We start from the raw sequence: 12754 nt of genomic DNA, 5'->3' as shown, positions 1-12754 counted from the left end.
CTTCACGGAGTTGTGGGTTTCATTGAGTCAAACTGAGTCCGCACCACTGAGATTGCCGTCGGCCAGCGTCGAAGGTGGTAACGTCCCAGACACAAGATCGGGAAGCGTGTACTACGAGCCGATCAGTAAAGGGCGCGGATCTCGTTAAGGGCCGGCAATGAGGGATGTGCTCCGCGACGCGTCACTACGAGAGCGGCGACGCGGCTGGCAGTGCGGCATGCCTGCACTAGCGACCCTGTCGATGCGAAGTCGGCCAGCCCTGCGCCGTTTTGATCAGCAGACTCGGTTCCGGCCAAGTGTGCTGCCACCGCCCCGACGAATGCATCGCCGGCCGCAGTAGTGTCGACAGCAGTCACCTGCTCTGCCGGAACCCGGATGAGCGAGCACCCGTCGAGCACAGTCGATCCCTCTTCGCCGGCCGTGACCACCACCCATCTAACACCAGCATTGATGAGTGTTTGTGCCCCTTGGCGTAGACAATCCTCGCAGTCTGAGTCGTGTCCGGTGATCTGCTTGAACTCGATTTCGTTTGCCACCACGATATCCGTCCATGGCAAGAGCTCAGGCACTCGATCAGTGGCTGGGGCCGTGTTCAGCAGGGTGAGAATCCCGAGTTTACGGGCCAGACGGAATGCCGTTGCCGTCGCCGATACGGAGGCTTCCATCTGCCCGACGACTACGCGCATTCCTCTATAGTCCGTAAATGCCTGTGAGACAGATTCCTCGGGGACAGCCTCGTTGGCTCCGCCGATGACGACGATGGAATTGGTCCCATCATCGTCGACAGTGATCGACGCTCTCCCAGTGGCGAAGTTTGCTAATTGTGAAACGTGACTAGTGTCGATCCCGTCTGCTCTCAGGGCCGCGAGGTAGTCATCTCCGTCGTCGTCCGTGCCAACCGAGGCGACCACGGCCGTTGGTGCACCGAGTCGGGCGGCCGCAATGGCCTGGTTGCCGCCCTTTCCACCCAGTTCTCGTAAAAGGGCATGGCCCATGATCGTCTCTCCCGGAGAGGGAATGCGAGGAGCTTGAACGATGTGGTCAGCATTTAGAGAGGCGACGACGAGGACGGTCGTTTCTGACATCACTTAGCGCTCCTCGGGTCGTGGGCAAGCCAGTTCGCTGGAACCTGCCGCATCATGCGTTCGATCTCGGAACGCTCGACACCCTCGGCTGCAAGAAGGTCAGCGAAGATGGTCGGCACGAACACGAGGCCGTTGCCGCCATGCTTCGTCCACATCTGTTTGAGGAACAGATCATGGGAAAGCATTATTTGATCCGAGTAGCCTTCGCGTACCCAGCCGGCGACGGCGTGTGCGGTCTCCGTGACCGTCGGTGCAACGCCCTCCCCGGGGAATGAAATGTCGAGACCTATCATGTCGAACTCGAGGATTACGCCGCGGTCCAGAAGCGCTCTTTGATAGTGAGAGTCCCCGCCAGACGGATCGCTGTGGGCAAGTGCGATCTTCGCCGGTTGGACGCCGCAGTCCTCGATGAGGATGTCGAGGACCACGTCTCCTCGGCGCTGCCACCCCGGCATATGTATGTTGAGCCCAACAGACGGTCTTTGGGCTTGAGCGAGTCCCGCGGCGCGAAGGGAAGCCTGTTCGGCGGGCGTGAAGACGGGTGATAATCCGACCTCACCGATCACGCCAGGACAGATACCGGTATCAGAAACTCCATCGGTGAGCTCGGACAAGATGCGAGCAGCTTGCTCCTCGACCCCTGCTGCCGTAATCCGGCGGCCTTCGAACTTCTCTAGATAGGAGCCGGTGCCCATGATGACATGGACTCCAGTGGCCTCGGCTACAGCTGCGAGATTCAGTGGGTCCCGACCAATCGCGGGGCTGCTGGTCACGTCGACGATAGTAGTACCGCCGACCGCGGCAAATGCCTGAACCTCGTGGACGACATCTTGGAAGTCCTTCGGGGAGACGTTGTCGAGACAGCAGTAGGGGTCCTGGCGGAGTAGATACTGGAGCTCGGGGGCAACTGGAGCTTCAGCTAATTGCCGAGTCGCTTGGTAAGCCGCCGGCGCGACCTCTGAGGAGAGATCGTTGAACAAGTGCTCGTGGGGGAGTATCAGGCCGAGGTTGTCAATGTCGATGGCACCTTGAACACTCATCACCTCAGCCATGTTGGACCTCACTGACCGAAGCACGCGATTGCGGGGCATCCGGGTTGCGGGCCGGGACCATAGAGATCCCTGCAGCTATGAGGGCGACAATCGTCCCGAGTATGGTGACGAAATGCAGGTCCGTTCCCTCCGCAGGGAAAGTCACCTCGAGTAGGAGCGAACCGATGAGCTGCCCGGCGGTCGAGGCAAGTCCGAGAACGAGAAGCCCGAGTCCGCGGACGAGAAGGGCCATGAGGGCGATTGAGAGGAGTCCCAACGGGCCCCCGAGGTACATCCACCAGACCTGCGGAAGCGCAAAACTTACGTCGGCGGTGAGCATACGGATCACGTAGACCAGCCCCAAGGCAACAAAGCCGATGAGGAAGTTCCATGTGATCGATACGAGCATCGACTTAGACAGCAGAGCGACTTCTGAGTTGCCCGCTGGCTGCCAGCCCGCCATCAGGCCGCCGACGAAAGGCATGATGGCCAGCGCGATCATGTGTGGTGCCGACCAGTTGGGTGAGACTACCAGGAGCGTCGCGCAAATCGCGAGGATGGCGCCCGCCACGCGCGGGGCCGACATAACTTGTTTGAACGGTACGCCGATCCCAAGCCGGTCACAGACGATGCCAGAGATCACCATGCCTGAGATCAGTGAGGTCTGGAAGATCGCCACTCCAAGGAAGCCGACCGTAACACCCTCAGAGAGGACGATGACGGCGCCGCATAGCCCGGCGAAGAAGTTCCAACGCGGGATATCTCCTCGAACGAGCTGATTTGGGAGCTGAATGAAGGCATGTCGAGTGCGTTCACGTGACAGCACAAGGACAAGCATGAGCAATAGTCCAGTGCCAAAAGAAACTAGGGCCGCAGCGTGCCCGTCCTGCAACTCGGACCCCAACCGACCATTGACCAGAGATTGCATCGGTCCGAGCATCCCTGCGAAAACTGTGGCGATTGTCAGCGTGATAACCGAGGTGATCCGCCCGGTAGACGACTTTGTCATCGGTTTCTCCTTGAGAGTCGTTGAGAGTGCGCTTAGGCGGACGCGCCGGCTAGCCAAGTCAGAGCCTGGGCGAAGAGCTTGCCATATCCGTCCCAGGACATGAATTCTTCTGGGGCCCAATGAGGCGAGATGTCGGATGTGAAGGCCAGAGTCCGGCCCTGTCCGACCGTCCGGGTTGCCAGGAGCGCATCGTCCTCGACAGTAGCGACGACCTGGGCGTCGGATTTCGGCGTTGTGTGCTGGTACCCGAGGAGAATTGGCCACTCGGCATCTAGTCCGGCAACGATTGTGTGGTCAGCGGCCACCACTCGAGGGTTCACGCCTTCTGGTGTCTCGACTCGGTCGTCGAAGGGGTCGATGCTGACGGGCAGGACATCCTCGATTGGCGTTCGATGGTAATTCGCCTTGCCCTCGAAGCCTTGAAAGCTGAGGTAGCCTCCGGCCATCATTAGCCCTCCTCCGCGGTGGACCCAATCCTTTACGAGCTTGAGGCGGTTCGGGGTCGGGCGGCCGTGGACGAAAGTGTCAGGGTGGAGGAGCAAAGTGTTCGAACCTACATCGGACAAGAGGACGACGTCGAACTTATCGAGTTCCTCGATGGTCAGGGGGAATTTCTCCGCCACATCGTGCGACCGCAGGTGCGTGACGTCGATGCCTTCTGCCGAAAGTGCCGCGAGGAGACGACCGCAGCCGATCTCGACTTGTGTATGGGCGAAGGGGTCGAATCCTTTGTGATCAGTGGTGGCGCTGACCCAGGACTCTCCTGCCAACAGGACTTTAACCATGTCTGTCTCCTCGACGTGTGGATCATGTGATTGATGCGTATATTGCGCAACATTGCGCACGAGTATCAATATAGAGTTTGATTGACATCACAGTCAACGCCAGCCTGAAGGAGTCGCATGTCTCTGGCCAAGGTCGCTCGCGATGCAGGAGTAGCTGTCTCCACGGTCTCCCGATATGTGCGTGGTGAATTAAAGGTCTCCACGGATACTGCCGGACGAATTGATAACGCGCTCGTGGCCGAGGGATATGACGTACCCGGTGCCCGGCCCGTCGAAAAGGCGTGTCTTGGTCTCGTCGTGCCTTCGCTCGATAATCCCTACTTTGCCGCGCTTGCTGATGCCGTTACTGAGGCTGCTGCCGAAAGCGGATCAGAGGTGCTAACTGTACTCACCGGCTCTTCGCCGCATCGAGAAAGGGTAGGCGTGGACAGGCTTATCGATCTGCCAGACGTCTCCGGTCTGATTTATCTGGGTATGAACGGCACGAACGTTGCCTTCGCCGGCCAGTTGGCTGGTAGCTTCCCTGTCGTCTTCCTCGATGAATACGTGGAGACTCCAGCCTGGAGGGTCTCACATGTAACCGCAGATAGTTTCGGTGGTGCCTTCCAGGCCACCTCACACCTCATCTCCATGGGGCACAGGCACATCGCCCACCTCGGCGGGCCGGAGAATCTGCTCACGGCCGACCAGCGCGAAGCTGGATATCGGGCGGCCCTTGAATCACACGGAATCGAAGTTGACGAACGAGCCATTGTGCGAGGGGGGTTCACCTCGGCCTTCGGCTCCAACTTTTTCGCTCACATGGCACGAACGGGCGCGAATCCGTCTGCTGTCTTCAGCGCGAGCGACATCGCCGCTGTTGGCCTATTTGAATCGGCTCGGCGTGGTGGAATCGAGATTCCGAGAGACCTGTCCGTGATCGGCTGCGACGGAATCACTCTCGGTGAATGGCTCTCACCCCGGCTGACGACGGTAGAGCAGCCAACGGAAGGCATGGCTCGCAAAGCCGTGGACGGGATTCGCCGGCTGATCTCGGGTGAGCCACCGGAGGATCACGTCCTGCCGATGACGTTGACCGTGCGCGAATCGACAAAGGAGCATTTGAGTTGATGAATGAAACGGAAGCTCTCGAAATCCTACGCGAGCTTGTCCGTCGAGATACGACGTCCGGGCGACTCGAGTCCCAGGCCGAGGCTCAATCGCTGGCGATCGACTACGCGACAGGTGTTGATGGGGTACGGCTGACAAGCCGATCGACGACCGGCCGACCCTGGGCACTTCTCGAGACAGGGTCGGAGCCAGGAGTGCTGTTCGTCTGCCACATGGATACCGTGCCGATAGGCAGGGAAGAGGCGTGGGAACGGGGGCCCTGGTCTGCTGAAGTCGAAGACGGGCTACTCCACGGTCGGGGAACCGTGGATATGAAGGCCGGCCTTGTCGCTGCCCTTCATGCCCTACGCCAGTCCGCATCCATGGGGATTGGGGCGAGTGTGCTCCTCACCAGCGATGAAGAGATCGGCTGCCGTGGAGCCAGCGACTGCGCCGACGCCCTCGACCTCTCGCCGAGCCTGGTCATTGTGCCCGAAGCGACGAACAATGCCGTGTCCCTCGGCCACCGTGGGGCGAGTTGGCTCAAACTCACGGCTCATGGCAGAGATGCCCACGGATCGGCGCCCCATCGAGGGAGCAATGCGATCCGACTGTTGGGCGCCCGCGCCATCGCCAGGCTTGATGAGCTGCCGCTGTCATCCGATGATTACCTGGGAGAGGAGACCTTTAACCTGGGAGCGATCTCCGGCGGCACAGCGATTAATATCGTTCCAGACTCTGCGTACCTGACTCTTGACGTCCGTACAGTAGGCGGCAACGATGCTGTGTTCGAGTGGACGTCCGGTCTGGACCCCGAGATCGACGTCGACGTCCTGCTTGACCTTCCCGCAGTGCGGACAAAGTCGATTCCGGCTGTTCTCAGCGGTATGGAGAATGCGCCCGCGGTTTCTTATTTCACCGATGCTTCGGTGTTGCAGCAGGGTTTCGGCGGTGCGCCCGTGGTGATCTGGGGGCCGGGAGATCCAGGGCAGATGCATGCGCTCAACGAACACCTCGAGCTTGACTCCTGGTCACAAGCGTTGCGCAACTTTTCCCACATCGTCACTCAGTGATGGAGCTTTCGTCGTTTCTTCTAGAACGGCAGATATTGTCCCATGTGCTACTCCGCGTAGCTCTGTGAGCTCTTGTCTTGATGGTCTTTAGCGCTCGCCTCCAGAGGTTGTCATGTAGCGGGAGCACTTATCTGAATGTACTGGTTTTGGCGAAGAGAGCCGCTAGCAGCGTGGACTTCCTCGCGATCTCCAGGCTTTTAGACACATTGAGTCTTCTTCTCGTCGACTTGAGAACATCTGAGATCTAACTTTGCACCGGCCCCTTTGAACTCTTCGAATTTTTGCTCAAGTAGGTCTCGACGTGGACGATCGCCTCGATGCCGCGGGACCTTCATTAATCGTTTGCCGTGCAGCTCTTGCAGACCGTGCTTGAGCATTGGGCCATCGGCTTCTATGAGCAGATCGTGCCGGATATGTACCACGCAGTCGGGGCTTATTCCTAGAAGGTTTCCGTCGAAGGCAGCGTGGTGGATTTTGCACATTGCGAGTCCATTAACGACAGCAGCAATGCCTCTCTCGTCTCGGTCAGGGATAATGTGCGCCGCGTCGAGCAGGCCCGAATGTGCAAGGTTGCAAACAGCGCAGTGATTGTCGTAGGCCGAAAGAACCATCGAGCGAAAGACGGGTTGGTGGACCCTGACCTTTGCCTGACGCTCGAAGTACCGTTTGGCCACCGCCTCATGTGCTGATTCGTGCAGGCTGAGGGCCGCGGTGGCGTCTTCCGCGGCTGTGAACACGAACTGCTGTTGTCTCGGCTCCTCTGCCACGATGTAGACCGGAGTAATTACTTGGAATCGTGCTGGTTTCATTGCCACTCCATGAAACCAAATGAGGGGTAACTGTTGTTTCATAGCTTCACGAAGCCCAACGTTTTCTGGGTGGCTCGGGTCCGAGCCCCGCCACTTGTAACGAAACAGTCCGTCGTCACCAGTTGAGTCTTCATAAGGCCGTTCTTGACCTGCGCGCCGGAAGACTGTTTGGAACGAGAGCGCGGCGCTAAACCCCTTTGGCTTTCGGATTCCTTGTTGCGTCGATTGCAGTTTGAAAACCTGGCCATCGAACATGAAATCGTTGATATCGTCGCGTGTGAGTGGTTCTAATCCACCGTCGGTCCGCATCTGCAGCCATTCGACTGCGGACTCTCGAAGCCCTGCCGGCTCGCTACTTGCCATGACGTGTTCCTCCAGTGGATGCTCCCCTATCTGTATCGCAGTTGGCGACTGCTAACATCATGGGCAGATCTGCGACCGCCCAATCTAGGTCCCTCAGTTCGGCCGGAGTGCACCACCTCAACAAATCGTGATCTTGACTCGATGTTGGAGGAGTCTCGACGGAGACTCGAAAGCAAGTTAAATCAATCAACTTTCCGCTGCTCGGCGTGGTTTCGCGCCGGACTAGTTCCGCCACTTGCACAGTATCCAATCCAAGTTCCTCTGAAAGTTCTCGTTTCAGCGCAGCCTTGGGAGATTCTCCGACTTCCACCTTCCCGCCTGGAAACTCCCATTTGCCACCCGCTGCCTTCGTTGGAAGTCTCCGGCAGGCAAGGATCTTTCCTTCGTGTTGGATAATCGCGCCGACAACGCGGAGTGGTTTACTCATGAACTTAGCCTTGATCCACCGATGCGGGTAGCTGTTCAAAGCCGCGTGTGAAATGGAAATGCCCCTCCTGAACTGGGAAAATGATGATGTCTAACGTCAACATTCCCGTTCAAGAAAGGGGCACCTCTCAGGTGCTATTCAATCACACACCCACGGCAGCGTCCTACTCCTTCAACGACACGAACCTCGTCAGTCCTACCGGCCTGGTCCCGATCATGCGTCTGGCCCACCAGGCAGGCCTGCTCGACCTCGCCGAGCAGCGTTTGACCGTGACGACGACCGGAGCCGATAAGGGCGCGAACCCGGGCGCGAAACTGTCCACCCTGATCGCGGGCATGGCCGCCGGCGCCGATTCGATCGATGATATGAACATCCTGCGCCACGGCGGCATGAACAGACTCTTCGACCGTGTCTACGCCCCATCGACTTTGGGATCGTTTCTGCGCTCGTTCTCCTTCGGCCACGTCAGACAGCTCGATGCCATCAGCGCCCGTCTTCTGACCGGCTTCGACCAGCACATACGCCTGCTGGCCACCAGTCCGACAACACCGCAGTCGTCAATGGTCTTCGTTGACGTCGACGACACCGTCATCGACGTCCATTCCGCAAGGAAACAAGGAGCCGGATTCGGGTATCAAGGCAGTCGGGGACTCAACGCGCTCTTGGCGACTGCATCGACAAGCACCTCCAGTCAGGTCATCGTCGGTCAGCGTCTCCGGAAGGGCTCTACCTCATCAGCTCGGGGTGCCGACAAGTTCGTCTCTGACGCCCTGGCCACCACTCGACGCATCAATTCCGGTCAGGCCCCGGTGCTGGTGCGTGCTGATTCCGCCTACTACTCGTCGACAATGACCAAAGCCGCCCGCGGTGCTGGGGCCGAGGTGTCGGTGACGGTGCGTATGGACAAGAAGGTCAAAACAGCGATCTCCACCATCGACGATGATGCGTGGACCGGCATCCAGTACCCGGAAGCGATCTTCGACGAAGAGACCAAAACGTGGATCAGCAAGGCTGAAGTCGCTGAAGTCGCCTTTACCGCGTTCACGTCGAAGAAGAAGGCTCTGCAGGTGCCAGGCCGGTTGATCGTGCGACGAGTCCCCGAGCTCAACGAGAAGAAGCGGTCTGCCGGGCAGGACCCGTTATTCGACTTGTACCGATACCACGCCTTCTTCACCACCCTCGATCAGGAGCGCTTCGACACTGTTCTGGCGGACCAGATCCACCGGAAGCACGCAATCATCGAGCAGATCAATGCGGAATTGAAAAACGGTGCACTGGCGCATATGCCCTCAGGGGCCTTCGATGCCAACGCAGCGTGGGTGACGATCGCGGCGATGACTCATAACCTACTGCGGGCAGCTGCTGGGCTCATGGGTGGCCGAATGAGCAAGGCGCGTGCACAAACACTGAGGACGCGTATCATCCTCGTCCCGGCCCGGATTGCCCACCGAGCGAGGAGATTGATCCTGAATCTGCCCAGAGACTGGCCATGGGCCGAGGAATTCGCTCGTTTGTGGCAGGCCGCGTTGAGCCCTCCCCAACGTGCGTTGACATGACCGATCAGCCCGAGCGGGCGTGAAGACCGGGGCCCGGGGAGGAGGCCTACGGGAACTGAAAAGTGGAATCAGACTGGTGAGAGACCGGGACGATGTTCCCTGCCCATTTGTCGACATTTTGCGGGAACCGGATTCACACCACGGCTCCCATACCGATCGGTGGATCAAGGCTTAGACTATGCCAATGTGCATACATTTGTCGTCGGCTGGGGTGGCGGGGCTGGCCTCACCTGGTAAGAACCCATTAGTGCCTATCCTCTTTGCTGAGAGATTCGAATAGCGCCGCGCAACGGCATTCGCAAAGTCCTGACGCCCTTACACTATTGCGGTGGTGAGCCACTTCACCGCCGGTTGAGTCTGCGGTCCCTGCAGGGTCTTTTGCCGTTCGACCTGACTTGCACAAGTAGGTGAGGTTTTCGGGGCCACCGAACATATTCCTCCTGGTCAGGCGGTTGTGCGTCTGGGGTTTGGGTAACTAATTTGAGTCGTATCATGGGGGTATGAGCCCTTTCGTGCGCAAGGTACCCACCGCGTCGGGCGCTACAGCCGTGCAGATCGCTGATAAGACTGGCGGGAATTACCGGATCGTCGAGCACCTCGGGGCAGCCCACACACCCGAAGACCTCGCCGCTCTCGTCGAGGTCGGCAAAGCCAAACTGCGTGACCCTGGACAGGCGAGACTCGACTTCGACACCGTAGACAAACCTCGAGTGTCATCAGCAGTCGTGATGTCCAGCAGATCCGGGCTGCTCATCGACACGATCCGAAGCGTGTACACCAGGCTCGGGTCCGACGTCATTGTCAAGCTCCGGGTTTCGTAGAGGCTCCTTTTCTTGGTTTCCTAAGCAGCCGCGGGTTCAGTCGCGGACTGGTTGGTCCATTCAGAATGGACCTCGATGGGCGGGCGGTAGGGACTGATGCAGGGTTTGGTGACATCTGATCTGGCTTGTACACAGGCAAGTCTGGAAGGATAGACACCATGCCTCAGCCCTACCCGAAAGAGTTCCGCGATGACGTCGTCCGCGTGGCCTTGAACCGCGACGAGAAGACCACGATCGGACAGATCGCCAAGGACTTCGGCGTCCACGAAGGCACCATCGCGAAATGGCTCCGCCAGGCCGAGATCGATGCTGGTAACAAGCCCGGCAATACCACCGACGAATCCGCTGAACTGCGGGAGCTGCGGCGGCGGACTCGCCTGCTGGAGCAAGAGAACGAAGTCCTGCGCCGTGCAGCCGCTTACTTGTCACAGGCGAATCTGCCGTCAAAAGGCTCTACCCGCTCGTGAGAGAGCTCGCCGCCGACGGGATCCCCGTCGCGGTGTCGTGCCGGGTCTTGAAGCTCTCGCGCCAGCCCTACTACCGGTGGCTGGCCACACCGGTCCCTGAAGCCGACATCGTCGAAGCGTACCGGGCCAACGCCCTGTTCGACGCCCACTGCGACGATCCCGAGTTCGGATACCGATACCTCGCCGATGAAGCAGAGTCGGCCGGCCATCCCATGGCAGTGCGCACCGCGTGGCGGTTGTGTTCGACCAACTCCTGGTTCTCAGCCTTCGGCAAGGGCCGGGGCAAGAATGGAAAGAAGCCCGGTCCACCCGTCCACGACGACCTGTGTGCCGTGGTCGACGAGGACGGTCGGACCCGGCACGAGTTCACAGCCGATGGCGTGAATCGGCTCTGGTTGACCGACATTTCGGAGCACCACACCGATGAGGGCAAGCTGTACCTCTGTGCGATCAAGGACGTCTACTCGTCACGGATCGTCGGCTACTCGATGAGTGCGCGGATGAAGGCCCGGTTGGCTGTTGACGCTCTCGAGATGGCCGTGGTCCGCAGGGGTGGTGATGTGGGCGGATGCACGGTACACAGCGACCGTGGCAGTCAGTTTCGATCAAGGAAATTCACTCAGAGTCTGGTTTGCCACGGCCTTGTTGGGTCGATGGGCCGGGTCGGTGCTGCTGGCGACAACGCGGCCATGGAGTCATTCTTCGCCCTGCTGCAGAAGAACGTTCTCGACCGTCGCCGGTGGGTGAGTCGGGAGCAGTTGAGAATCGCGATCGTGACGTGGATCGAGCAGACGTATCACCGTCGTCGGCGGCAAGCCCGGTTAGGTCGTTTGACACCTGTCGAGTACGAAGCAATTATTGGGTCACCTGCAGTCGCAGCGTGACACCCGAATTGTCACCTCTACTTGCATCAGTCCCGTAGTCAATTGCTGAATGCAACCGTGTCTGGTTGCACCAAGCCACCCATTTCGACGTCTCCACCATCACCTCAACCAGTCCCGACCACACCTTCCGATCGATGAGTTCAGCCTTATAGACCGAGTTCAGCGCCTCGGCCATCGCGTTGTCATAGGAGTCCCCACGCGACCCCACAGACGCCACGATCTCTGACTCCGCCAGGGTCTCGCCGTAGCGAATCGACCGGAACTGAACGCCGCGGTCGCTGTGGTGGACAAGCCCGGACACGTCTTCACCAGCCCGATACTTCGCAGCTAAAGCCATCGTCAGAGCGTCCCTAGCCAGGGACTCCCGCATATGGTTCGTCACCTGCCAACCGACGATCTCACGATGGAACACATCCAGGATGAACGTCGTGTACACCCACCCAGCCTGCGTCAGAACATACGTAATATCGGCAACCCAAACGCAGTTCGGACCAGGTGCTGTGAACTCGCGTTCGACGAGATCATCCGGACATTCCTCAGCCCTGGCTGAGGCTGTCTTCGGACGCTTCCGTCTCCGCCGGATGCCGTCGATGCCCAACTGGCGCATCAACCGCTCCACCGTGCACCGAGCAACAGGGGCGAACCGATCGGCGTACTCGCGGTTGATTGCCTTCCACATCTTCCGTGCCCCGTAGCAGGAATAGTTCGCCTCATAGACATCTCTGATCACCGCCATCAGCGCCTGGTCCCGGCGGGCCCTGGCAGATGGCTGACGTTTCTTAAACGCGCAATACGAGCTCACAGCAATCCGTGCCGCCGTCCCGGATAGGGCGCGCACGATTGGTGTGATGCCGAACTCGTGACGATGATCGTCGATGAAATCGACGATTCCTCCGCAAGCGGGAGGTGCCCCCTCTTTGATGGGCGGTCGAGCTCCGCCGCGAAGAAAGCCGACGCCCGACGCAGGATCTCATTGGCCCGCTTCGCCTCGGCCAACTCGGCCCGTAACCGACGGTTCTCGGCTTCAAGGTCGACCGACTCAGCCGGTGTCGCCTTGCCGGACTCTTTGTGCTTACGCACCCACACACGCAGGGTTTCTTTGCTCAAGCCAAGTTCGTTCGCGACACGGGTGATCGCTCCGTTCGCGGTGTCAGGGTCGGCTTGGGCATGGATGACGAGCTCGACAGCACGCGCCTTGAGTTCGTCGGTGTATTTCAATGGTAAGAGAGAATCTCCTTCTTCCAATCTCCCTGCCTCCATTATCCCCGGGGCGATCCACCTTGCAGTACCGCTCGAAGACAGTGTATGGCTTTACACCAGTCTCTTCGTACTTACCCTTGTCCGTGTTGAAAGCG

Annotated in this window: 13 protein-coding genes; 5 read left to right on the top strand and 8 right to left on the bottom strand. The window is 59.3% G+C overall.

Annotated elements, in window-relative coordinates:
* Positions 1–122: 122 nt before the first annotated feature.
* From IG171_RS15305 to IG171_RS15290, 4 genes are read right to left on the bottom strand one after another with little or no spacing between them, the layout of a single operon-like run.
* On the bottom strand, positions 123–1085 hold the full coding sequence (locus IG171_RS15305; protein ID WP_212128218.1) for a ribokinase: 963 nt from the start codon (positions 1083–1085) through the stop codon (positions 123–125).
* Positions 1085–2137, bottom strand: a complete 1053-nt coding sequence (locus IG171_RS15300) for a phosphotriesterase (protein WP_212128217.1) — start codon at positions 2135–2137, stop codon at positions 1085–1087. The genes IG171_RS15305 and IG171_RS15300 overlap by 1 nt, the downstream gene beginning before the upstream one ends.
* A complete protein-coding gene (locus IG171_RS15295; RefSeq protein WP_212128216.1) occupies positions 2130–3125 on the bottom strand; it encodes a DMT family transporter in 996 nt (331 codons plus the stop codon). Before IG171_RS15295 ends, IG171_RS15300 begins: the two co-directional genes overlap by 8 nt.
* 32 nt (positions 3126–3157) lie before the next feature.
* Positions 3158–3910, bottom strand: a complete 753-nt coding sequence (locus IG171_RS15290) for a glutamine amidotransferase (protein WP_212128215.1) — start codon at positions 3908–3910, stop codon at positions 3158–3160.
* A 117-nt stretch (positions 3911–4027) separates the two neighbouring features.
* Here IG171_RS15290 and IG171_RS15285 point away from each other — a divergent pair, with 117 nt between their 5' ends.
* Together IG171_RS15285 and IG171_RS15280 are read left to right on the top strand one after the other, a co-directional pair.
* Positions 4028–5020, top strand: coding sequence for a LacI family DNA-binding transcriptional regulator (locus tag IG171_RS15285; RefSeq protein WP_212128214.1), 993 nt, complete (start codon positions 4028–4030; stop codon positions 5018–5020).
* Positions 5020–6072, top strand: coding sequence for a M20/M25/M40 family metallo-hydrolase (locus IG171_RS15280; RefSeq protein WP_212128213.1), 1053 nt, complete (start codon positions 5020–5022; stop codon positions 6070–6072). The genes IG171_RS15285 and IG171_RS15280 overlap by 1 nt, the downstream gene beginning before the upstream one ends.
* 197 nt (positions 6073–6269) lie before the next feature.
* Here the strand turns inward: IG171_RS15280 and IG171_RS15275 are convergent, their stop codons facing one another.
* Both IG171_RS15275 and IG171_RS15270 read right to left on the bottom strand, forming a co-directional pair.
* Positions 6270–7244, bottom strand: a complete 975-nt coding sequence (locus IG171_RS15275; protein WP_249203737.1) for an HNH endonuclease — start codon at positions 7242–7244, stop codon at positions 6270–6272.
* On the bottom strand, positions 7234–7671 hold the full coding sequence (locus IG171_RS15270; protein ID WP_212128212.1) for a (deoxy)nucleoside triphosphate pyrophosphohydrolase: 438 nt from the start codon (positions 7669–7671) through the stop codon (positions 7234–7236). The genes IG171_RS15275 and IG171_RS15270 overlap by 11 nt, the downstream gene beginning before the upstream one ends.
* Positions 7672–7802: 131 nt before the next feature.
* On the opposite strand from IG171_RS15270, the gene IG171_RS15265 reads away from it, so the two are divergent.
* The 3 genes from IG171_RS15265 (at position 7803) to IG171_RS15255 (ending at position 11399) form a co-directional block, all read left to right on the top strand.
* A complete protein-coding gene (locus IG171_RS15265; protein ID WP_135542801.1) occupies positions 7803–9227 on the top strand; it encodes an IS1380 family transposase in 1425 nt (474 codons plus the stop codon).
* Positions 9228–9739: 512 nt separating this feature from the next.
* Positions 9740–10048: a hypothetical protein gene (locus IG171_RS15260; protein ID WP_212128211.1), complete on the top strand. Its 309-nt coding sequence runs from the start codon at positions 9740–9742 to the stop codon at positions 10046–10048.
* A 158-nt stretch (positions 10049–10206) separates the two neighbouring features.
* A protein-coding gene (locus IG171_RS15255; RefSeq protein WP_249203736.1) for an IS3 family transposase occupies positions 10207–11399 on the top strand; the annotation gives its coding sequence in 2 pieces (ribosomal slippage) (positions 10207–10491 and positions 10494–11399; 1191 coding nt in all).
* Here the strand turns inward: IG171_RS15255 and IG171_RS15250 are convergent.
* Positions 11371–12237, bottom strand: a complete 867-nt coding sequence (locus IG171_RS15250) for an IS3 family transposase (RefSeq protein ID WP_212128210.1) — start codon at positions 12235–12237, stop codon at positions 11371–11373. The two genes, IG171_RS15255 and IG171_RS15250, sit on opposite strands and share 29 nt — an antisense overlap.
* Positions 12198–12617: a transposase gene (locus IG171_RS15245; protein ID WP_212128209.1), complete on the bottom strand. Its 420-nt coding sequence runs from the start codon at positions 12615–12617 to the stop codon at positions 12198–12200. The genes IG171_RS15250 and IG171_RS15245 overlap by 40 nt, the downstream gene beginning before the upstream one ends.
* Positions 12618–12754: the final 137 nt, after the last annotated feature.

The sequence above is a fragment of the Brevibacterium sp. SMBL_HHYL_HB1 genome, from assembly GCF_018208375.1.
In the GTDB taxonomy this organism is placed as follows: Bacteria; Actinomycetota; Actinomycetes; order Actinomycetales; family Brevibacteriaceae; genus Brevibacterium; species Brevibacterium intestinavium.
The sequence above is the reverse complement of the archived record's forward strand: the minus strand, read 5'-3'. Positions and strand labels throughout refer to the sequence as shown.

What these genes read in the sequence shown, in the direction of transcription:
- IG171_RS15300 (WP_212128217.1), bottom strand. Translation starts at nt 2,137, where the DNA reads ATGGCTGAGGTGATGAGTGTTCAAGGTGCCATCGACATTGACAACCTC.
- IG171_RS15275 (WP_249203737.1), bottom strand. Translation starts at nt 7,244, where the DNA reads ATGGCAAGTAGCGAGCCGGCAGGGCTTCGAGAGTCCGCAGTCGAATGG.
- IG171_RS15285 (WP_212128214.1), top strand. Translation starts at nt 4,028, where the DNA reads ATGTCTCTGGCCAAGGTCGCTCGCGATGCAGGAGTAGCTGTCTCCACG.
- IG171_RS15290 (WP_212128215.1), bottom strand. Translation starts at nt 3,910, where the DNA reads ATGGTTAAAGTCCTGTTGGCAGGAGAGTCCTGGGTCAGCGCCACCACT.
- IG171_RS15270 (WP_212128212.1), bottom strand. Translation starts at nt 7,671, where the DNA reads ATGAGTAAACCACTCCGCGTTGTCGGCGCGATTATCCAACACGAAGGA.
- IG171_RS15295 (WP_212128216.1), bottom strand. Translation starts at nt 3,125, where the DNA reads ATGACAAAGTCGTCTACCGGGCGGATCACCTCGGTTATCACGCTGACA.
- IG171_RS15305 (WP_212128218.1), bottom strand. Translation starts at nt 1,085, where the DNA reads ATGTCAGAAACGACCGTCCTCGTCGTCGCCTCTCTAAATGCTGACCAC.
- IG171_RS15280 (WP_212128213.1), top strand. Translation starts at nt 5,020, where the DNA reads ATGAATGAAACGGAAGCTCTCGAAATCCTACGCGAGCTTGTCCGTCGA.